General features: G+C 66.1%; 19 protein-coding genes and 1 tRNA gene. 4 read left to right on the top strand and 16 right to left on the bottom strand.

The genetic code is table 11. From position 1 onward, the window contains the following. Positions 1–32: 32 nt before the first annotated feature. The 13 genes from ICG51_RS12185 to murJ form a co-directional block, all read right to left on the bottom strand. The gene (locus ICG51_RS12185) at positions 33–1,007 is read right to left on the bottom strand and encodes an AAA family ATPase (protein WP_190280614.1); all 975 of its coding nucleotides are present in this window, start codon (positions 1,005–1,007) and stop codon (positions 33–35) included. A 273-nt stretch (positions 1,008–1,280) separates the two neighbouring features. Further along, positions 1,281–1,511 carry a hypothetical protein gene (locus ICG51_RS12180; RefSeq protein WP_190280613.1) on the bottom strand — a complete coding sequence of 77 codons (231 nt, stop codon included), beginning with the start codon at positions 1,509–1,511 and terminating at the stop codon, positions 1,281–1,283. Then, the gene (locus ICG51_RS12175; RefSeq protein ID WP_223809447.1) at positions 1,508–1,843 is read right to left on the bottom strand and encodes an AlpA family phage regulatory protein; all 336 of its coding nucleotides are present in this window, start codon (positions 1,841–1,843) and stop codon (positions 1,508–1,510) included. The genes ICG51_RS12180 and ICG51_RS12175 overlap by 4 nt, the downstream gene beginning before the upstream one ends. A gap of 141 nt (positions 1,844–1,984) precedes the next feature. After that, a complete protein-coding gene (locus ICG51_RS12170; RefSeq protein ID WP_190280612.1) occupies positions 1,985–3,613 on the bottom strand; it encodes a sel1 repeat family protein in 1,629 nt (542 codons plus the stop codon). Positions 3,614–4,004: 391 nt separating this feature from the next. Beyond that, the gene (locus ICG51_RS12165; protein ID WP_190280611.1) at positions 4,005–4,334 is read right to left on the bottom strand and encodes a hypothetical protein; all 330 of its coding nucleotides are present in this window, start codon (positions 4,332–4,334) and stop codon (positions 4,005–4,007) included. After that, entirely contained in the window at positions 4,331–4,573 is a 243-nt protein-coding gene (locus ICG51_RS12160) for a hypothetical protein (protein WP_190280610.1), read from the bottom strand. Before ICG51_RS12160 ends, ICG51_RS12165 begins: the two co-directional genes overlap by 4 nt. A gap of 115 nt (positions 4,574–4,688) precedes the next feature. Continuing rightward, entirely contained in the window at positions 4,689–5,894 is a 1,206-nt protein-coding gene (locus ICG51_RS12155; RefSeq protein ID WP_190280609.1) for an integrase arm-type DNA-binding domain-containing protein, read from the bottom strand. Positions 5,895–6,059: 165 nt separating this feature from the next. After that, positions 6,060–6,135, bottom strand: a tRNA-Thr gene (locus ICG51_RS12150). Between the two features lie 28 nt (positions 6,136–6,163). Beyond that, on the bottom strand, positions 6,164–7,114 hold the full coding sequence (gene ispH / locus ICG51_RS12145; RefSeq protein ID WP_190280608.1) for a 4-hydroxy-3-methylbut-2-enyl diphosphate reductase: 951 nt from the start codon (positions 7,112–7,114) through the stop codon (positions 6,164–6,166). Between the two features lie 9 nt (positions 7,115–7,123). Further along, complete coding sequence (lspA, locus tag ICG51_RS12140) at positions 7,124–7,621, bottom strand: signal peptidase II (protein WP_190280607.1); 498 nt, start codon at positions 7,619–7,621, stop codon at positions 7,124–7,126. Further along, positions 7,621–10,410, bottom strand: a complete 2,790-nt coding sequence (ileS, locus tag ICG51_RS12135) for an isoleucine--tRNA ligase (protein ID WP_223809610.1) — start codon at positions 10,408–10,410, stop codon at positions 7,621–7,623. Before ileS ends, lspA begins: the two co-directional genes overlap by 1 nt. A 96-nt stretch (positions 10,411–10,506) precedes the next feature. Further along, on the bottom strand, positions 10,507–11,481 hold the full coding sequence (locus ICG51_RS12130) for a bifunctional riboflavin kinase/FAD synthetase (protein ID WP_190280605.1): 975 nt from the start codon (positions 11,479–11,481) through the stop codon (positions 10,507–10,509). A 35-nt stretch (positions 11,482–11,516) separates the two neighbouring features. Then, on the bottom strand, positions 11,517–13,079 hold the full coding sequence (gene murJ / locus ICG51_RS12125) for a murein biosynthesis integral membrane protein MurJ (protein ID WP_190280604.1): 1,563 nt from the start codon (positions 13,077–13,079) through the stop codon (positions 11,517–11,519). A 159-nt stretch (positions 13,080–13,238) separates the two neighbouring features. Here murJ and rpsT point away from each other — a divergent pair, with 159 nt between their 5' ends. Then, positions 13,239–13,508 carry a 30S ribosomal protein S20 gene (gene rpsT, locus ICG51_RS12120; protein WP_190280603.1) on the top strand — a complete coding sequence of 90 codons (270 nt, stop codon included), beginning with the start codon at positions 13,239–13,241 and terminating at the stop codon, positions 13,506–13,508. Positions 13,509–13,608: 100 nt separating this feature from the next. On the opposite strand, the gene obgE is transcribed toward rpsT, so the two are convergent. The 3 genes from obgE to rplU all read right to left on the bottom strand — a co-directional run bounded on the left by obgE (position 13,609) and on the right by rplU (position 15,401). Continuing rightward, on the bottom strand, positions 13,609–14,661 hold the full coding sequence (gene obgE, locus ICG51_RS12115) for a GTPase ObgE (protein ID WP_190280602.1): 1,053 nt from the start codon (positions 14,659–14,661) through the stop codon (positions 13,609–13,611). 147 nt (positions 14,662–14,808) lie between these two features. Continuing rightward, entirely contained in the window at positions 14,809–15,069 is a 261-nt protein-coding gene (gene rpmA / locus ICG51_RS12110) for a 50S ribosomal protein L27 (protein WP_190280601.1), read from the bottom strand. Between the two features lie 23 nt (positions 15,070–15,092). Further along, positions 15,093–15,401, bottom strand: coding sequence for a 50S ribosomal protein L21 (gene rplU / locus ICG51_RS12105; RefSeq protein WP_190280600.1), 309 nt, complete (start codon positions 15,399–15,401; stop codon positions 15,093–15,095). A 203-nt stretch (positions 15,402–15,604) separates the two neighbouring features. On the opposite strand from rplU, the gene ICG51_RS12100 reads away from it, so the two are divergent. The 3 genes from ICG51_RS12100 (at position 15,605) to ICG51_RS12090 (ending at position 19,710) form a co-directional block, all read left to right on the top strand. Continuing rightward, positions 15,605–16,276 (top strand): hypothetical protein, encoded by a 672-nt coding sequence (locus ICG51_RS12100; protein ID WP_190280599.1) that lies wholly within the window; start codon positions 15,605–15,607, stop codon positions 16,274–16,276. Between the two features lie 117 nt (positions 16,277–16,393). Beyond that, positions 16,394–19,294 (top strand): excinuclease ABC subunit UvrA, encoded by a 2,901-nt coding sequence (gene uvrA, locus ICG51_RS12095; RefSeq protein ID WP_190280598.1) that lies wholly within the window; start codon positions 16,394–16,396, stop codon positions 19,292–19,294. After that, positions 19,291–19,710, top strand: a complete 420-nt coding sequence (locus ICG51_RS12090; protein WP_190280597.1) for a thioesterase family protein — start codon at positions 19,291–19,293, stop codon at positions 19,708–19,710. The genes uvrA and ICG51_RS12090 overlap by 4 nt, the downstream gene beginning before the upstream one ends. Positions 19,711–19,718: the final 8 nt, after the last annotated feature.

The raw sequence follows: 19,718 nt of genomic DNA, 5'->3' as shown, positions 1-19,718 counted from the left end.
AGGCTCGACCGGCGATATGACCGGACAGCGCTTCACTCGCCATCGGCCTGCCTCCGATAGTCGTTTGCCTGCCTGGCCTTGTCGGTGATGCTCTGCACCTTCCAGCGGGACACGCCGAGGTCTGCTGCGATGGCGCGTACGGTTTTCCCTGCGCCCTTCCGTTCGAGGACTTGTTGCCGAATCAGGTCGTCGTGCGCGGCTAGGTCTTGAATGCTTGCCTTGTCCAGAACCAACGTAGTTTCGATGGTGTCCTCGACTTCCACAGCGACGATGTTGCGGGTCAGCACCAGCGGCTCAGGCTTCGTCCAGTCCTTCACCTTCGTGCTGGTCACGGTCACGTCGTCGCCGTTTGATGTCACCAGCAGTTCGCCGTCGAGCGCCGCGTAGATGGCGCTCGAACCCCGTCCCCGGTTCTGTGTGTTTTCGCCGTGGCCGGTGTGGTGGGCGCAGGCAACCGCGCAACCCCAACGTTGCCGAATCCAGTCAAGCCCTTCGATTAGCCGACCGACTTCGGCGGCGCTGTTTTCATCGGCACCTCCCAGCGCGCGAGCCAGCGTATCGATCACGATCAGGGCCGGGTCAGCGCCTCCCATCCTGAAGAAACTCTCTTCGGCGCATTCTTGGATCGCTTCGATGGTTGCTGCGACGTTGAGTTGGTCGGACAGTGGCGGAAGTCCGCTGGCGATATAGAGTGGCGCGCCCTCCAACGTGACACCCGTGTAGTTTTGCCAGCCTCGAAACCGCTTCAACAACCCGTTGAGGCCCTCGCCGCCGATGTAAAACACCGCGCCGCGCTCAACCCTGCGGCCCATCCAGTGCGTCCCGGTGGCGACGCAGGCGGCCATGCCTTGCAGGAGGAAGGACTTGCAAGCTCCAGACTTGCCGATAACGTTGGTCAGGGTATCGGCGTACAGGAACCCGTCGATAACGGCCGTCATCTTTGCCGGCTTCAATCGGTCGAACCGATCAAAGGTGATGACTTTGCGTTGTTCCTGTGCGGAAGCCATGACAGAAGCTGGCTTAGACACGTAGCACCCCCCGCACGTCGCGGATGCGCAGGCTCGCCACGCGGAGCCTCGATTGCTCTACCGCAGTCAGCACCTCGCCGCCCTTAAGCTTGGCTGTAATTGCTTCGATTGCGTCTAGCTCAACCTGTAGGCAGTCCAGCGCGATGCCTGCGCTGGACCTGCGTACCTTCCCGCCGCGCACAACGGTAAAGCTGCCTCGCCGTTGCAGCGCAGTCTGGTGAGACTCGATTGTGTGGCGGTTCGTCGCCGCCATCAGCCAATGCCCTCTTGCCGCAAGGTATCCGCGTAGCGCAAGACGGCGCGCCGCGCCCCTTCAAGATTGGCAACCACGGTCTCTGCTGTATGGGCACTCGGACAGGCATACAACTCACACAGCTGCGTGTGCAAACCGTCCGCAATCTCCGGCATGCTGCGGCGCTGGGTTTCGGCATCTGGCCCGTAGAGCCGCGCCATCACGGCGATTGCGGCCTCGGTGCTGGTCATGGCTGTGCCCCCACAATGCGCTTCTGCACGGCTTCTGCGCCCTCGCAGAGCGCAATAACATCCTCAACTCGCCATGCAGTACAGCGCTTGGACAGCTTCACTCCAGCAGGCGCGCGGCCATCACGCACCATTTGCCACCACGTGGAGCGGCTGACGGGATAGATGCCGCGCACTGCCGGCGATTTCTTCGTCGCCTTGCGGCCAACGATGTCGCTTAGGCGCAGAAAACCCGTATCGGGAAGAGAAGGACTCACTCGCATGGCATCGCCTCCTGCTGGACGGCGGCGACCCTGCTCCCCCGCTTTCGGGGCTGTCAATACGTTGGCTTGCATGCCGCATCCTTGTCTTTATTGGATGCAGGCGGATTTGCTCGCATCCGTCCGGCTTGAACCGGACGGATAACCATTAATCACAGGCTTTTGAGAAAAGCTTTGTCAGAAACGTTGTGCGATGCAGCAAGCTACTCGTCGAGGCTAGAACTCATGCGAAGGTGGACAAATCCCGGATGCAGAGATGTTGATCGCGCTCTGCCCGGCGGCGCCTTGGTACGTGCAAACCTTGATCAGCCCTGAGACTGACTCGCCGATCAGATAGCCCCGCCCACTAGCCCGGAGCGGCTGCCCTAGCGATTGCAGACTCACCGGGCATGCCTGCGACGTGTTGACCGTGATTGCCTGAGTTCCGCGCGAGGTGGTGACATAGCAAACCTTCGTGCGGCCCACAGGCGCGGCGGTGGGTTGTGGTTGGTAAATCTGGCGAGGCTGTGCTGGGGGCGCATAGATCGCAGGCGGCTGGTACACAGGACGAGGAGGTGGCGGGCTTGCAAGGGCATTCGCTTGCGCTTGCACGTACCCGGTTGTGAGAGCGACCGCCACCATGAGCACGCCTCCCCAGAAGCGCCGCCTCCGCTCCCTGCGGGCTTCTGCATTCTGTGCTGCGATCTGAGCGTTATAGGCTGCGACCTGCGCGTTGTGTTCCGCTTGCTGAGCTGCCTCTTGAGCGGCAAGCTCAGCGGCCTCCCGATCTGCCGCCTCCTGCGCAACGCGCGCTATTTCCGCTTGGCGACTCTGCTCGTCGATTGCGAGCTGCTGTATGCGCCGCGCCTCTTTGATGACCACAAGCCAATCGCAGAACGGAGCGCATTTTGCCTGGTCGGCGCCCGCAGGCACGGGATAGCCGAAGGCCGCCGCGAACGCGCCCGCCTGCTTCAACCCCTCTTCGGCAGCGCGATCAATCGAGGAGCGCCCGAGCATTTCGGAGCCGCCCAGCCCAGCGATTACGCCCTTGAAAAGCCATGCAAGTTCAGGGGTGCGCTTGCCGGCGATGCCGCAGTCAAGCAGGTCGTAGATTCTGCTTAGTGAAGCCGGGTCACCTTTGCCCCATACAACTAGAGCCAGCGCCGTACACGCCTCGCCATCTCCTGCGGCGCTGGCCTTTTCGAGTAGAGCCTCCCCGCGCACACGCGCTGCGTCGTCCTGTGACCCTGCAAGGTCGATCCCTAGCGTTGCCATCGCATGGGTATAGCCAGCACCGCTCAACTTCTCCAAGTATGCGCGATATGCCTTTGCGCGTGCTGGCGTGGGATTTGTGCGCAGGCTTTTCAGTGCCGAATCGCACGCCGGCTCCCAGCCCCAGCGGCATGCTTCCATGAGAATCGGCTCGGCCTTGACTAGATTCTTGTGGCCATTCCGCCCAAGCCGGTAGCACTCGCCCAAGTAGCCCATCGCAGGCGCCCCAGCACTATTAGGCCACGTCACGCTTTGCTCTGCGGCTTTGCACGACTCTGCGATGCGGCCGGCTGCGATCCGCACCCCTATCAAGTTCATCAGACCGTTGAGATTCTTCGCAGTGGCGGCCTTGTCGAACATCCGCTCTGCTAGCTGCGGATTGCTGGGCGATCCATCTAGATAAAGGATGCCCAACTGATTCCATGCCTCCGGATCGCTCTCGCCAAGCTGTTCTAGCTTGGCCGCTGCCACAGCGCGCGCCTCCGGAAGCGACGCGGCCTTGTACTGCTCAACCTCTTGCATGATCGATGCTGAACCTGTGTCAGACCATGCCTGTCCGGCCATCGCTCGGATCGGAGTCACCAACAGCAGCACGACTAGTGCCGCTACCGCTGGTATTCGAGCATCTACCCAGCAAGTGACATTGAACGACTGGAATCGCTTCATCTTGGCGCCCCCTCCTCTTACCGGCCCCAGTATCGTCCATCGGGTAATTCGCGTTCGCTACCGCGTTAGATGGCGGCCGCCCGCAATTAAAAGCCCCGCCGGAGCGGGGCTAGATTGCGGCGGTCTTAGCGGCTCAACTCAATCTCCTTAGCCATGCTCGCGCGAATGCCCGCAAGGGCCTCCTCAGCGGTAGTTGCGAAGCCTCGCCGTTGTGCCCTAGCGGCGATCAGGATTGCCATCTCCCACAGATACTCGTCACGCTGGGAGTCCTGCAATACGGGCTTGGCGGCAGCAGTTGAGAGGCGGGTAACGGTCGCTGTCATGACTGGCTCCAAAACCTCTCTACCGGCGACAGAAGCTCCCTCGCTCTCTCTGCATCACCTCGATTGATCGCCACCAATGCCGCGTGATGCCGGTCATTCGTTCGCATCACCATCGTTCGCGCCATGCGCAGCATCCATGCCATGTAGTGCTCGCCTTCGCTATTGCCAGTGCGATCCATGTAATCCGCTACGTCGTCTAGCGCCTGCTGCAATTCATCCGCCGTGACGCCCTCACTTACGTTCTCCCAGCGCGGCCGCGCGCGATCCATGAGGCTGTGCATGTAGGCGACACCAGCGTCCGGCGATGGATTTTGCAGCGCGCTCATGTCGCTGCCCTCGCCATATACGCAGCGGAAAGGAATCGTTCGCGCCATTCCTCCGGCATCCTCGCTAACAAGTCGTCGCGATTTGGAAGGGTGCGAATGTCTATCTCATGCGACTCGATGATGCGGCCACCACGCACCACGCAAAGCTCGAAATCGAACTCCTCGCTGCCAAGCCCATAGTTGGTGCCCCACCTGTTGAACTGCGCTTCAATACCCGCGGGTACACTTTCAGTTGCCATGATCGCTCCTCGTTTGAACGGTTGTGGAAGGCGTGGCGGGGTGGCCTAAACACCCCGCCGCGCCGCTTACCGGGCCATGCCAGATTCTTCGCGCGCTGATCGCATCGACTGCGATTCAGCCAGCCTTGCGCGCAATTGGCACGACGTTCCCATCCGTGCGCAACCCATCGAGATAGTCAGCCCACGTTTGCATCATTTTTCGGCGCTCGGCCAAGTGCGACGTGCGGTTGTAGGCACGCCCATTCGGGTCTTTCACTGCATGAGCGAGTTGATGTTCGATGAAGTCGGGGCGGAAGCCCAAGATTTCATCCAACATCGTGCGGGCCATCGCACGGAACCCGTGGCCGGTCATGGTGTCGGAGTCGTAGCCCAGGGCGCGCAGCGCCGCATTGACGGTGTTCTCACTCATCGGCCTATGCTTACCGCGCTCGCTCGGGAACACATACTCACCCCGCCCGGTCAGGGGGTGCAGTGCGCGCAACACGTCCACCACCTGCGAAGCCAAAGGAACGATGTGCGGCGTACTTGTCTTGGCAGTGGTGTAGCGCCACTCGGCAGCTTCCAAGTCGATGTCCGCCCAGCGCGCGGTGCGCAGCTCGCCGGGACGCACGAACACCAGCGGCGCGACCTTCAACGCGGCTTGCACAACTGCACCGCCTTGATAACCCCACAGCGCGCGCAGCAGCGGTGCTACACGCTCTGGTTCGGTCAGGCTGGCGAAGTGCCCGCCATCTACGGGTGCCAGCGCACCCAGCAGATCGCGCGCTGGATTGGTCCTGTTGCGACCTGTGGCAATGCCGTAGCGGAACACCTGCCCTGCAAACGCTCGGGCACGATGCGCGGTCTCCATCCCGCGAGCCTCGATCTTGCGGATCGCCGCCAGCAGCAGCGGGCCATCCACGGCCGCTATCGGAAGGTTGGCAATCGGGGCCAAGTAGCCAAGCAGGCGCACCGCACGCTCACGGGACACTGTTGATAGCTTCCCGCTTCGTTGCTCAATCATCTCGCCTGCCACCGCGCCGAAGGTATTGGCCGCACGGTCAGCAGTCGCCGCCTTCTCGGCCTTGCGCTGCTCACCGGGATCAATGCCTGCCGCCAGCAGCCTCCGGCCCTCTGCATGCCGCTCGCGGGCATTCGCAAGGCTCACATCCGGATAGCTACCCAGTGCCAGCCGTTTCTCCTTGCCGGCATACCGGTACTTCCAGCGCCACAGCTTTCCGCCCGTGGGCATAACCTCCAAGTACAGGCCGCCGCCGTCGAACAACCGTAGCGGCTTCTCTGCGGGCTTGGCCTTGCGAATGGCTACGTCGGAAAGGGGCATCTGGGGGCATCCAGTCGGCGCGACATGCAGCCTGCCCCCTTATTTGCCCCCACTTGGGGGCAGATTGCAATAGACCACATTGGACAACACTGGACACCTGAAACGACGAAACCCGCTTGCTAGGCGGGCTTCGTGGACTTCATTGGACTTATTTGGACTGCAAATTGGTGCCGGAGATAGGAATCGAACCTACGACCCCATCATTACGAATGACGTGCTCTACCAACTGAGCTACTCCGGCATGGCCGGCGATTGTAGCGGCTGCCGGGTCACGGCGCCAGCTGGCGCAGTTCCTTCGGCAGGGCGAACACCATGCTTTCCGGCTCGCCGCGCAGTTCGCGCACGTCGCCGGCGCCCAGCGCGCGCAGGCGCTCCAGCACGCCCTGCACCAGCACTTCCGGGGCGGAAGCGCCGGCGGTCACGCCGATCCGCTTGTGGCTGGCGATCCAGGCCGGGTCGATCTGGCCGGCATTGTCGATCAGCCACGCCGCCGCGCCCTCGCGCTCGGCGAGCTCGCGCAGGCGGTTGGAATTGGAGCTGTTGGGCGAGCCAACCACCAGCACCGCGTCGCAACCATCGCGCACCAGGTCGCGCACGGCGTCCTGGCGGTTCTGGGTGGCGTAGCAGATGTCGTCGTGCTTCGGTCCCTGGATGTTCGGGAAGCGGGCCCGGAGCGCGGCGATGATGTCGCGGGTGTCGTCCACGCTCAGCGTGGTCTGGGTGGTGTAGGCGCAGTTGTCGGGCTGCCTGAGCTCCAGCGCGGCCACATCGTCGATGTCCTCGACCAGGTGGATCTGGCCCGCCTCACCGTCTTCGCGCCACTGGCCCATCGTGCCTTCGACCTCGGGATGCCCGGCATGGCCGATCAGGACCATGTCGCGGCCGCGCCGGCTGGTGCGGCTGACTTCCAGATGCACCTTGGTCACCAGCGGGCAGGTGGCGTCGAACACCTTCAGCCCGCGCCGCTCAGCCTCCGTGCGCACCGCCTGCGACACGCCATGGGCGCTGAAGATGACGGTGGCGCCATCCGGCACCTCGTCCAGCTCCTCGACGAAGATAGCGCCGCGCGCCTTCAGGTCATCGACCACGAACTTGTTGTGGACCACTTCATGGCGCACGTAGATCGGCGCGCCGAATACTTCCAGCGTGCGCTTGACGATTTCGATGGCGCGATCGACGCCGGCGCAGAAGCCGCGCGGGTTGGCAAGCAGGACATCCATGCAGCGATTCTACTCCGCGGCCCTGGGCTTGCCGCCCAGCAGGCCGAACAGGCCGATGCCGATGGCACCGCCCACTACCGCGCAATCGGCGATGTTGAACGCCGGCCAGTAGTGCTGGCCGACATGCCACTGGATGAAGTCGACCACGTGCCCGTGCAGGAAACGGTCGATCACGTTGCCGATCGCGCCGCCGATCACCAGCGACAGCGGCAGCGCCTGCTTCCAGTCTCCGCGTTGCGTCTTGGCCAGCATCCACGCCATCAGCCCGCTGATGGCGAACGCCAGCACCATGAAGAAGTACTTCTGCCAGCCGCCGGCATCGGCCAGGAAGCTGAACGCCGCGCCGGTGTTGTAGGTGCGGTACCAGTTCCAGAAGCCGTCGATCACCGGCACGGCGGTGTACTCGGGCAGGCTGGACAGCACCCAGGCCTTCGACCACTGGTCAAGGACGAGGACGAGGGCCGAAACTGCCAGCCAGGAAAGCGCGTTGGGCTTGGCGGACGCCATCAGAACCACTTCCTCTCTTCGCCCGGGCCTTCCACGTTCGCCACGCAGCGCCCGCACAGCAGCGGGTGCGCCGCGTGCGCGCCGACGTCCTCGCGGTGGTGCCAGCAACGTACGCATTTTGGCTTGGTGGTGGGCTGCGCGAACACGCCGATCACGCCCTTCGCCTCCGTGTCCGGAACCACGCGCACGTCGCCGCTGATCAGCAGGAAGCGCAGCTCGTCGGCCAGCGGCGCCAGCCAGTTCTGGTCGGCTACGCTGCAGCGCAGTTCGATCTCGGCTTCCAGCGCGGCGCCGATCTGCCCCGCCGCACGCATCGGCTCCAGTGCCCGGGTCACCTGCTCGCGAAGTTCCAGCAGGCCCTCGAAATCCTTGGCGGAGAGCGCTGCGTCGTCCGGCAGCGGCGCCAGGCCGTCGTACCAGGTGGTGAACAGCACGTTGCCGGGATGCTCGCCTGGCAGGTAAGCCCACATCTCGTCGGCGGTGAAGCTGAGCACCGGCGCGATCCAGCGCACGAAGCCCTCGGCGATGCGATGCATCGCCGACTGCGCGCTGCGCCGCCCATGCGCATCCTCGCGCATGGTGTACAGCCTGTCCTTGGTGACGTCCAGGTAGAGCGAGCCCAGGTCGACGCTGCAGAAATTCATCAGCGCCTGCACCACCGCGGCGAAATCGTAGTTCGCGTACGCCGCGGCGATCTCTTCCTGCACCTGCCAGGCGCGATGCACGATCCAGCGGTCCAGCGCCACCATGTCTTGCAGTGCCAGCAGGTCGCGCTCCGGGTCGAAGCCATGCAGGTTGCCCAGCAGGAAGCGCGCGGTGTTGCGGATGCGGCGATAGGCGTCGGCGTTGCGCTTGAGGATCTCCTGCGACAGCGACATCTCGTTGCTGTAGTCGGCGCTGGCAATCCAGAGGCGCAGGATGTCCGCGCCCAGCGTCTTCATGATTTCCTGCGGCTCGATGCCGTTGCCCAGCGACTTCGACATCTTGCGGCCGTGCTCGTCCACGGTGAAACCGTGGGTCAGGCACTGCCGGTAGGGCGCAGCGTTGTCGATGGCCACGCCGGTGAGCAGCGAACTCTGGAACCAGCCGCGGTGCTGGTCGGAGCCTTCCAGGTACAGGTCGGCCGGCTTGCCGAGCCCGCGCTCCAGCAGCACGCCCTCGTGGGTGACGCCGGAATCGAACCAGACGTCGAGGATGTCGGTGATCTTGTCGTAGTCCTTCGCATCACTGCCCAGCAGTTCCGCGGCGTCCAGCGAATACCAGACGTCGATGCCGGCCTGCTCGACGCGTTCGGCCACCTGCCGCATCAGCTCGACGCTGCGCGGATGGATATCGCCAGTCTCGCGGTGCACGAACAGCGCGATCGGCACGCCCCAGGTGCGCTGGCGCGAAATCGTCCAGTCCGGGCGGCCCTCGACCATGCCGGCGATGCGCGCCTGGCCCCATTCGGGATACCACTTCACGGTTTCGATCGCGGCCAGCGCATCGCGGCGCAGGTGCGCCTGCTCCATCGAAATGAACCACTGCGGGGTGGCGCGGAACGCGATCGGGGTCTTGTGCCGCCAGCAGTGCGGGTAGCTGTGCCTGAGCGGCGCGAACGCCAGCAGGGCGCCGGTGCCGCGCAGCACCTCGACGATCGCGTCGTTGGCCTTCCACACGTGCAGCTGGGTGAGATCGACATCGCCCGCCGGCGGCGTCGACGGCAGGTAAACGCCGCGGCCATCGACGGGATTGAGCTGGGCCGCGCTGTACTTCTCGACCAGGCCGTACTTCTGGCCCACCGCGAAGTCCTCCTGGCCGTGGCCGGGCGCGGTATGCACGGCGCCGGTGCCGTCTTCGGCACTGACGTGGTCGCCGAGTAGGATCGGGATGTCGCGCTCGGCATAGAACGGATGCGCGAACAGCATGCCTTCCAGCTTTTCGCCCTGCGCACGACCGAGCACGGCGACTTCGTCCACGCCGTAGCGCTTGAGCGCCTTCTCTGCCAGCGCCTCGGCCAGCACCAGCCAGCGACGGCCGCCATCAGCCTTGGCCGGGCCTTCCACCAGCACGTAGTCGAGCTCCGGCCCCAGCGAGATCGCCAGCGAGGCCGGCAGCGTCCACGGCGTGGTGGTCCAGATCGGAACAGCCACCTCCACGCCTTCAGGCAGCTCGCTGCCGAAGGCACGGCTGACCTGCTGCGGATTGCGCGCGGCGTAGGCCACGTCCACCGCCGGCGAGGTCTTGTCCTGGTATTCGATCTCGGCCTCGGCCAACGCGCTGCCGCAGTCGAAGCACCAGTACACCGGCTTCACCCCGCGCAGCAGGTGGCCGTTCTCCACCACCTTGGCCAGCGCGCGGATCTCGTCGGCCTCGAAACGGAAGTCCAGCGTGCGGTACGGCCGTTCCCAGTCGCCCAGCACGCCCAGCCTCTTGAAGTCGCGCCGCTGTACCTCGATCTGCTCGCTGGCGTATTCGCGGCACTTCTGCCGGAACGCGACCGCGTCAAGCTTCACACCGACCTTGCCGAACTTCTTCTCGATGGCGATCTCGATCGGCAAGCCGTGGCAGTCCCAGCCCGGGATGTACGGCGCATCGAAACCGGCCAGCGTCTTCGACTTGACGATGATGTCCTTGAGGATCTTGTTGACCGCGTGCCCCAGGTGGATCGCGCCGTTGGCATAGGGCGGGCCGTCATGCAGCACGAACTGCGGACGCCCCTTGGCCGCCTCGCGGATCTGCGCGTACAGGCCGTCGGCCTCCCAGCGCGCCAGCGTCTCGGGCTCGCGCTTGGGCAGGTCGCCGCGCATCGGGAACGCGGTCTCCGGCAGCAGGATGGTGGCCTTGTAGGGGTTTTCGGTCTTGTCAGTCACGGACAGCGTCTCGAACGGTGTGCAGGAGCGCCTTCAGGCGCGACAGGATTGAACGGCGGCAGTCGCGCCAGCGGGCACGTCGCGTTGCAGGATCGCACGCGCGCGGGCTTCGTCGTGGCGCATCTGCGCCACCAGCGACGGCAGGTCGGGGAATTTCTCCTCGTCGCGCAGGTGGGCGACGAATTCGACCTCGATGCGGCGCCCGTACAGGTCGCCCTCGAAGTCGAACAGGTGCGCTTCCAGCAACGGCTCCTGGCCATCCACGGTAGGACGGGTGCCGAAGCTCGATACCGACGGCCACGGCTGTTCGCCGATGCCGTGCACCCAGGTGGCGAAGATCCCGCGCAATGCCGGCGTCTTGCCGCCGTAGCGCAGATTGGCGGTGGGATAGCCGAGGGTGCGGCCCAATTGCTGGCCGCGCACCACCCGCCCACCAATTGCATAGGGCCGGCCCAGCAGGCGTGCGGCGTGCTCGAAGTCGCCCTGCACCAGCGCGGCGCGAATGGCCGTGCTGGACACGCGCTCGCCGTCCACATGCAGCGGCGCGATCTCGTGCGCAGAGAAGCCGCACGCTTCGCCCAGCGCATGCAGCAGCGCGATGTCGCCGGCGCGGCCGCGGCCGAAATGGAAACCGGGGCCCACCCAGACTTCACGCACGCCCAGCCGCGCCACCAGCACCTGGCGCACGAAATCCTCCGCGGACATCGCCGCCAGCGCCGCGTCGAACCGCAACAGGCCGACACCATCGCAGCCCAGCGCGCACAGCCCTTCCAGCTTGGCCCGCGGCAGCATCAGCCGCGGCGGCGGCGCGCCCCGGGCGAACAGTTCGCGCGGCAGCGGCTCGAACGACAGCGCCACCGCCGCCACGCCCAGCGCGCGCGCGCGCCCGACCGCGTGGCCGACCAGCGCGCGATGGCCCTGGTGCAGGCCGTCAAACGCACCGATGCAGACCACGCTTCCCTGGGGGCACAGCGCCCCGCCAGCGGCATCGCGGAACAGGAAGGTCATGATGATCCGCCAGTATAGCCGCGCCGCAGCAACGATCAGTGGCGCAGATCGCGCGGACGCAGGCCCAGCCCCAGCAGCACAAGCACGTAGCTGAGACCACCCGCGGCAATCACCGCCACCAGCAGCAGCGCGCGATGCAACAGGCTGTCGATCGCGGTCCAGTCGCCGATTTCCCAGCGCAGCCCCAGCACCACCGCACTCATCGCCACGCAGGCCAGCGCCAGCTGCAGCCAGAAGCGCGCCCAGCCCGGTTGCGGCCGCAGCAGCCCGGCGCGCTTGAGATAGCGCCAGAGCAGCCAGGCATTGATGATCCCGGACAGGCCGGTGGCCAGCGCGATGCCGCCGTGGGCACCGGGAATGTCGTTGAGCCACAGCGGCAAGGTCAGGACGATGGTCAGCAGCACGTTGCAGACCACCGTCCAGATCGCCGCCCGCATGGGTGTCTTGCTGTCCTGGCGGGCATAGAACGCCGGCGACAGGACCTTGCTGAGCATGAACGCAGGAATGCCCAGGCTCATCGCGCTCAGGCTGATCGCCGCCATGCGGGTATCGAAGGCGGTGAACTTGCCGCCCTGGTAGACCACCGCGGTCAGCGGCTCGGCCAGCAGCAGCAGGCCCAGCGCCGCCGGCACCCCGGCCAGCAGGGCCAGCCGCAGCCCCCAGTCCAGCGCGGCGCCGTAGCCGTCGGCATCGGTGGCGGCATGCCGGCGCGACAGGTGCGGCAGGATCACGGTGCCGATCGCCACCCCGAACAGCCCCAGCGGCAGTTCCACCAGACGATCGGACAGGTACAGCCAGGTCTGGCTGCCGGTGGCAAGCAGCGAGGCGAACACCGTTCCCACCAGCAGGTTGAGCTGCGCCACCGACGACGAAAACAGGGTCGGCAGCATCAGTTTGGCCACCCGCCGCACGTCCGGATGGGAGAAGCCCGGTTTGAGCTGGGGTCGCAGCCCCAGCTTGCCCAGCGCCGGCCACAGCACCAGCAGCTGCAGGGCGCCCGCCACCAGCACGCCCCAGGCCAGCGCCTTGACCGGTTCGGCGAACTTCGGCGCCAGCCACAGCATCGCCGCGATCATCGTCAGGTTGTGCAGCACCGGCGTAGCCGCGGGCAACGCGAACTTGCCGAAGCTGTTCAGCACCGAAGCCACCAGCGCCATCATCGAAATGGCGACCAGGTACGGGAATGTGATGCGCAGCATCTGCGCGATCAGGGCCAACTTCTCGTCCCCGCCCGGCGTGCCCACCGCGCCGGGGGCGAACAGCTCGGCCAGCAGCGGGGCGGCCAGCATGCCGATGCCGGCGACCACGAACACCAGCGCGAACAGCGCGCCGGCCATGTGGTCGATGAAGTCCTTCAACGCCGCCTTGTCGCCGCGCTCGCGCAACTCGTTGAGGACCGGCACGAAGGCCATCTGCATCGAGCCCTCGGCGAAGATCCGCCGCAGATAGTTGGGGATCCGGTAGGCGATGACGAAGGCATCCATCGCCACCGAGGTGCCGAACAGGCGCGACTGCAGGGCATCGCGCAGGAAGCCGGCGATCCGCGACAGCAGGGTCATCGCGCTGAACACCGCACTGGAACGCAACAGCCCACTCATGCCTTTGCCATCCCCGCCTGCTCCCGAAAAACCGACATATTGACCCAAGCCATTGAATCGCCCATAATTTCCAGTCTTCCGTATTCCTTCGTCCGTGGGCAAGCCTGCCAGCGGGCGGTTTTCATAGCCCCACCCACAGACTTTCCAGGATCCTCACCCGTGGCCAACATCAAGTCCGCCAAGAAGCGCGCCAAGCAGACCGTCGTGCGCAATGCCCGCAACGTCGCCCAGCGCTCGCAGCTGCGCACCGCCGTCAAGAAGGTGATCAAGGCGCTCGACGCCAACGATGCCGCCGGCGCTACCGAAGCCTTCGCCACCGCCCAGCCGCTGCTGGACCGGTTCGCCGCCCGTGGCCTGATCCACAAGAACAAGGCCGCCCGCCACAAGGCCCGCCTGACCGCGCGCATCAAGGCGATCAAGGCCGCCTGAGCCCTGGCCGCAGGATTCGAAAAACCCCGCTCCGGCGGGGTTTTTTGTGCCATGAAAAAACCCGGCGGATGCCGGGTTTTTCGCGTGTGGCCGCTTCGCCTCACGCACCTTCCTGTGCCTCCAGCGCTTCCTCGCGCAGGCGGTCGAAGAAGGTCTGCACCGCCAGCATGATCGGCCAGGTGCCATCGCGCCCCAGCGCCGAGACCACGTACCAGGGCTGGGTCCAGCCCAGCTCGGCAACGATCTTCTCGGCAGCCTCGCGCGCCTCGTCCTCGAACATCAGGTCGGCCTTGTTCAGCACCAGCCAGCGCGGCTTTTCCAGCATCGCCGGGTCGTACTTGCGCAGTTCGTGCTCGATCGCGCGCACCTGCTCGACCGGCGACACCGCGCTGCCCTCGTAGTCCATGGGCGCGATATCGACCAGGTGCAGCAGCAGGCGGGTGCGCTGGACGTGGCGCAGGAACAGGCTGCCGAGGCCGGCACCATCGGCCGCACCCTCGATCAGGCCGGGGATATCGGCGATCACGAAGCTGCGGCCCGGCTCCACGCTGACCACGCCAAGATTGGGATACAGCGTGGTGAACGGATAGTCCGCGACCTTCGGGGTCGCCGCCGACACCGCGCGGATGAAGGTGGACTTGCCGGCGTTGGGGAAGCCGAGCAGGCCAACGTCGGCCAGCAGCTTCAGCTCCAGCCGCAGCACCCGGCTCTCGCCCTCGCCGCCCGGCGTGGCTTTGCGCGGCGAGCGATTGACCGAGCTCTTGAAATGCATGTTACCCAGGCCACCGTGGCCACCCTTGGCCACCAGCAGGCGCTGGCCGTGCTCGGTGAGGTCGCCGATCACCTCGTCGGTGTCGACGTTGTGGATCACGGTGCCCACCGGCACGGTGATGACGGTGTCCTCGCCGGCCTTGCCATAGCGCTGGCTGCCCATGCCGTTCTCGCCGCGCTGGGCCTTGAACCTGGTCTGGTGGCGGAAGTCCACCAGCGTGTTGAGGTTCTCGTCGGCCTGCAGCCAGACGTCGCCACCGGCGCCACCGTCGCCACCGTCCGGCCCGCCCAGCGGGATGAACTTCTCGCGGCGGAAGCCGATGCAGCCATTGCCGCCATTGCCGGCAGTGACAGTGATTTCAGCTTCGTCGACGAGTTTCATGGGTGTGATTGTGCAGTGTTCGGTGAAGTGTGTGTGTGTGGGAAGTGCCGCCGCCGGCCCCGCCCGGCCCCGCAACGCGGGAAAGACGGCCCGGAAACGAAAAGCCCCGCCGAGGCGGGGCCCTTCGCATTGCAACATCGCGTGCGCTTACTGCGCGGCGACGATGTTGACGGTGCGGCGCTTCTTCGGGCCCTTGGTGGTGAACTCCACCTTGCCGTCGATCAGCGCGAACAGGGTATGGTCGCGGCCGAGGCCGACGCCGGTGCCCGGATGGAACTGGGTGCCGCGCTGGCGGACGATGATGTTGCCCGCTTCGATGGCCTGGCCACCGTACATCTTGACGCCCAGGTACTTCGGGTTGGAATCGCGGCCGTTACGGGTACTGCCGCCTGCCTTTTTGTGTGCCATTGCTTAGTTCTCCAGGCTGACGATCAGGCGTTGATGCCGGTGATCTGGATTTCGGTGTAGTGCTGACGGTGCCCCATCTGCTTGCGGTGGTGCTTGCGGCGGCGGAACTTGACGATGCGCACCTTGTCGGCGCGGCCGTGGCCGACAACCTTCGCGGTGACGGAAGCGCCCTTCAGCGCGTCGCCCAGCTTGATGCCGTCGGCATCGCCCAGCATCAGGACGTTGTCCAGCTTGATCTCGCTGCCGGCTTCGGCTTCGAGCAGTTCGACGCGGAGCGTTTCGCCCTGCATCACGCGGTATTGCTTACCGCCGGTGACCAGTACTGCGTACATGTTGGTATCTCTCGGTTCTGTAGTTCTTCTGGGTACCCGTTGCCGTCTCTGCGCAGGGCCTGCCGCCATCGAGGGCGGACAGGAGCGGAATTGTAGGGGATTCAGCAGCTTAGCGTCAACCTGCCGGCAACCCGCCGATGCGCGGAACTTGCGCCCCGAATCCACGTCCAAGCGCTGCCCCGGCATGGACCCCAAGGACCTGGATGCGCAGCAATGGATTTGCCCCGGCCTGGCCCGGTGATCTTGCCGCAGAGCGCGGCGCCTGGCTGCTGGTCGCGGCCCTGCACCTGCTGGCCGGCTGGACGCTGACCCGTCCCGATGCCGAGGCCGCCCCTGGTGACGGACCGCCGCTGACTCTGGTCTACATCGACCTGCCCCCGCCGTTGCCACCCCTGCCACCCCCACCCGCGACGGCGGTTATCCACCACGATCAGCCGGTGCTCCGCCCCAGGCCGGTTGCGGCCACCCAGTCCGCCCCGACCCCGACCCCGCCGGCGCAGACCCCGGGCGCGACCGTGACCAGCGCCGAACCGGTGGCAGGACCGCCGGCGATGGCCAGCGACGACTGGTCGATGCCGGCAGCCCCGCGCCACGATGACGGCATCCGTTTCGAACGCAAGAGCCCCATGGCCAGCATCAATCCGATCCGTCGCCCGCCGCCCGAGCGGTTCCGCATGCGTCCGCGCGCCAGCAGCCTGGCGGATTACGTTCGCGCGGTCTCGCAGGTCCTGCTGTGGCCCGCCGGCTACACCGACGACCCGTGCGATGGTCTTGCCGAAGCCGCGCAGGTACTGGCCGGGCAGGCCACCACAAAAGGTAGACAGGCACTGCTGGAAGATGTGGTGCGGCAGCAGAAGCAGTACTGCAGACCCTGAACCGCGCGGCGCGCTGGCGCTGGAGATGCCTGCATTTGCCCCCAAATCAGGCGCTCGCTACGCTTCCCGATTGGCCTGCGCCCGCCGCCGGCCTCCCCCACCCCGCAGGACATCCCGATGGCGCTGGACTACATCCGCATCCGCGGCGCACGGACGCACAACCTCAAGAACATCGACCTCGACCTGCCGCGCGACAAGCTGATCGTGATCACCGGCCTGTCCGGTTCCGGCAAGTCGTCGCTGGCGTTCGACACCATCTACGCCGAAGGCCAGCGCCGCTACGTCGAGTCGCTGTCGGCCTATGCGCGACAGTTCCTCAGCGTGATGGACAAGCCCGACATCGACCATATCGAAGGGCTGTCGCCGGCGATCTCGATCGAACAGAAATCGACCAGCCACAACCCGCGCTCCACGGTCGGCACGATCACCGAAATCCATGACTACATGCGCCTGCTGTACGCACGCGTGGGCAGCCCGCGCTGCCCGGACCACCACTTCCCGCTGGAAGCGCAGACGGTCAGCCAGATGGTGGACCAGGTGCTGGCGATGGAAGCCGACGAGGCGCTGGCCGGGCAACGCTGGATGCTGCTGGCGCCGGTGGTGCGCGAGCGCAAGGGCGAACACCTGCAGGTGTTCGACCAGCTGCGCGCGCAGGGTTACGTGCGGGTGCGGGTGGATGGCGTACTACACGAAATCGACGCGGTACCGGCGCTGGCGCTGCGCCAGAAGCACACCATCGAGGCGGTGATCGACCGCTTCAAGCCGCGCGCGGACATCCGCCAGCGGCTGGCGGAGTCGTTCGAGACCGCGCTGAAACTGGGCGACGGCATGGCCATCGTGCAGTCGATGGATGAGGCCGGCCGCGACCCGCTGCTGTTCTCCTCGCGCTATTCCTGCCCGGTCTGCGACTACTCGCTGCCGGAACTGGAACCGCGGCTGTTCTCGTTCAACTCGCCCACCGGCGCCTGCCCGGGCTGCGACGGGCTGGGCGTGGCGCAGTTCTTCGATCCGGCCAAGGTGGTGGCGCATCCCGAACTGTCGCTGGCCGCCGGCGCGATGCGCGGCTGGGACCGGCGCAACAGCTATTACTTTTCCATGATCGCCTCGCTGGCCAAGCACTACGGCTTCAAGGTCGACGTGCCGTGGCAGCAACTGCCGGAGCACATCCGCGAGATCGTGCTGCGCGGCAGCGGCGGCGAGATCATCAACCTCAGCTACGTCGGCGAGAACGGCAACAAGTACCAGCGCAAGCACGCCTTCGAAGGCATCCTGCCCAACCTCGAGCGGCGCTACCGCGAAACCGAAAGCGCGGCTGTGCGCGAGGAGCTGGCCAAGTACATCAGCGAACAGCCCTGCCCGGAGTGCGGCGGCGCGCGACTGAACCGGCAGGCGCGCAACGTGTTCGTGGCCGACCGCCCGCTGCCCGAGATCGCGGTGCTGCCGATCGACGCCTGCCTGGCCTTCTTCGACACCCTGACCCTGCCCGGCTGGCGCGGCGAGATCGCCGCCAAGATCGTCAAGGAGATCCGCGAGCGGCTGGGCTTCCTGGTCGACGTCGGCTTGGATTACCTGACCCTGGAGCGCAAGGCCGATTCGCTGTCCGGCGGCGAGGCGCAGCGCATCCGCCTGGCCAGCCAGATCGGCGCCGGGCTGGTGGGCGTGATGTACGTGCTGGACGAGCCCTCCATCGGCCTGCACCAGCGCGACAACGAGCGCCTGCTCGGCACCCTCACCCGCCTGCGCGACCTCGGCAACACGGTGCTGGTGGTCGAGCACGACGAGGACGCGATCCGGCTGGCCGACTACATCGTCGACATCGGCCCCGGCGCCGGCGTGCACGGCGGCGAAGTGGTGGCGCAGGGCCAGTTGGCGGACGTGCTGAAGGCGCCGCGCTCGCTGACCGGGCAGTACCTGTCCGGCAAGAAGAAGATCGAAGTGCCAATGCACCGCAACCCGCCCAATCGCAAGCTGATGCTCAAGCTGAAGGGCGCCAGCGGCAACAACCTGAAGAACGTGGACCTGGAGATCCCGTCCGGGTTGCTGACCTGCGTGACCGGCGTGTCCGGTTCCGGAAAGTCGACCCTGATCAACGACACCCTGTACGCACTTGCGGCGAACGAAATCAACGGCGCTTCGCACACGCCTGCGCCACACAAGGATGTCATCGGGCTGGACCTGTTCGACAAGGTGGTCGACATCGACCAGTCGCCGATCGGCCGCACCCCGCGCTCCAACCCGGCTACATATACCGGCCTGTTCACGCCACTGCGCGAGCTGTTCGCGCAGGTGCCCGAGGCGCGCGCGCGCGGCTATTCGCCGGGCCGCTTCAGCTTCAACGTGCGCGGCGGCCGCTGCGAGGCCTGCCAGGGCGATGGCCTGATCAAGGTCGAAATGCACTTCCTGCCGGACGTGTACGTGCCTTGCGACGTCTGCCAGGGCAAGCGCTACAACCGCGAAACGCTGGAGATCCGCTACAAGGGCTTCAGCATCCACGACGTGCTGGAGATGACCGTGGAAGCCGCGCTGGACCTTTTCCAGCCGGTGCCCAGCATCGCCCGCAAGCTGGAGACGCTGGTGGACGTGGGGCTCTCCTACATCAAGCTGGGCCAGAGCGCGACCACGCTGTCGGGCGGCGAGGCGCAGCGGGTGAAGCTGTCGAAGGAGCTGTCGCGGCGCGATACCGGCCGCACCCTGTACATCCTCGACGAGCCCACCACCGGCCTGCACTTCCACGACATCGAGGCGCTGCTGGCGGTGCTGCACAAGCTGCGCGACGACGGCAACACGGTGGTGGTGATCGAGCACAACCTCGACGTGATCAAGACCGCCGACTGGGTGGTGGACCTGGGCCCCGAAGGCGGCCATCGCGGCGGCCAGATCATCGCCGTGGGCACGCCCGAGGACGTGGCGGCGAACCCGGCCTCGCATACCGGCCGCTTCCTTGCGCCATTGCTCGAAAAACATCCGGCAAGCTCCGCTGCGACCCCGCGCAAGAGCAGGAAGAAGGCAGACGCATGACCCACAACACCGTGTTCCGCATGTCCATTCCGCTGCGCTGGAGCGACCTGGACGCGTTCAACCACGTCAACAATGCGCGCTACCTGACCTTCCTGGAGCAGGCGCGCATCGAGTGGTTCGAATCCATCGGCGAGCCGTGGGTGACCGACGACGCCGCGCCGGTGGTCGCGTCAGCCACGCTCAACTTCAAGCGCCCGATCGAATATCCGGCGGAGGTCGCGGTCGAGCTGTTCACCGAGAAGCTGGGCAACAGCAGCGTCGTGATCGGCCACCGCATCGTGGCCGCCGACGGCACCCTGCACTGCGACGGCAACGTGGTCGCGGTCTGGGTGGGCCGCCGCGACGGCCGCCCCACGCCGCTGCCCGACTGCGTGCGCCGCGCTTCCGAGCGGCTGCTGGCCGCGCCCGCCGCCTGACCCCGCAT

It is taken from the genome of Thermomonas sp. XSG, from assembly GCF_014678725.1.
Lineage (GTDB): Bacteria > Pseudomonadota > Gammaproteobacteria > Xanthomonadales > Xanthomonadaceae > Thermomonas.
The sequence above is the reverse complement of the archived record's forward strand: the minus strand, read 5'-3'. Positions and strand labels throughout refer to the sequence as shown.

Bases quoted from the DNA above. Each gene is read 5' to 3' on its own strand.
- ICG51_RS12160 (WP_190280610.1), bottom strand. From the start codon at position 4,573: ATGGCAACTGAAAGTGTACCCGCGGGTATTGAAGCGCAGTTCAACAGG.
- uvrA (WP_190280598.1), top strand. From the start codon at position 16,394: ATGGCGCTGGACTACATCCGCATCCGCGGCGCACGGACGCACAACCTC.
- lspA (WP_190280607.1), bottom strand. From the start codon at position 7,621: ATGGCGTCCGCCAAGCCCAACGCGCTTTCCTGGCTGGCAGTTTCGGCC.
- murJ (WP_190280604.1), bottom strand. From the start codon at position 13,079: ATGAGTGGGCTGTTGCGTTCCAGTGCGGTGTTCAGCGCGATGACCCTG.
- ICG51_RS12180 (WP_190280613.1), bottom strand. From the start codon at position 1,511: ATGACCAGCACCGAGGCCGCAATCGCCGTGATGGCGCGGCTCTACGGG.
- ICG51_RS12090 (WP_190280597.1), top strand. From the start codon at position 19,291: ATGACCCACAACACCGTGTTCCGCATGTCCATTCCGCTGCGCTGGAGC.
- rpmA (WP_190280601.1), bottom strand. From the start codon at position 15,069: ATGGCACACAAAAAGGCAGGCGGCAGTACCCGTAACGGCCGCGATTCC.
- ICG51_RS12155 (WP_190280609.1), bottom strand. From the start codon at position 5,894: ATGCCCCTTTCCGACGTAGCCATTCGCAAGGCCAAGCCCGCAGAGAAG.
- ICG51_RS12165 (WP_190280611.1), bottom strand. From the start codon at position 4,334: ATGAGCGCGCTGCAAAATCCATCGCCGGACGCTGGTGTCGCCTACATG.
- ICG51_RS12130 (WP_190280605.1), bottom strand. From the start codon at position 11,481: ATGACCTTCCTGTTCCGCGATGCCGCTGGCGGGGCGCTGTGCCCCCAG.
- ileS (WP_223809610.1), bottom strand. From the start codon at position 10,410: ATGCGCGGCGACCTGCCCAAGCGCGAGCCCGAGACGCTGGCGCGCTGG.
- rplU (WP_190280600.1), bottom strand. From the start codon at position 15,401: ATGTACGCAGTACTGGTCACCGGCGGTAAGCAATACCGCGTGATGCAG.
- ispH (WP_190280608.1), bottom strand. From the start codon at position 7,114: ATGGATGTCCTGCTTGCCAACCCGCGCGGCTTCTGCGCCGGCGTCGAT.
- ICG51_RS12100 (WP_190280599.1), top strand. From the start codon at position 15,605: ATGCGCAGCAATGGATTTGCCCCGGCCTGGCCCGGTGATCTTGCCGCA.
- ICG51_RS12185 (WP_190280614.1), bottom strand. From the start codon at position 1,007: ATGGCTTCCGCACAGGAACAACGCAAAGTCATCACCTTTGATCGGTTC.
- obgE (WP_190280602.1), bottom strand. From the start codon at position 14,661: ATGAAACTCGTCGACGAAGCTGAAATCACTGTCACTGCCGGCAATGGC.
- ICG51_RS12175 (WP_223809447.1), bottom strand. From the start codon at position 1,843: ATGCAAGCCAACGTATTGACAGCCCCGAAAGCGGGGGAGCAGGGTCGC.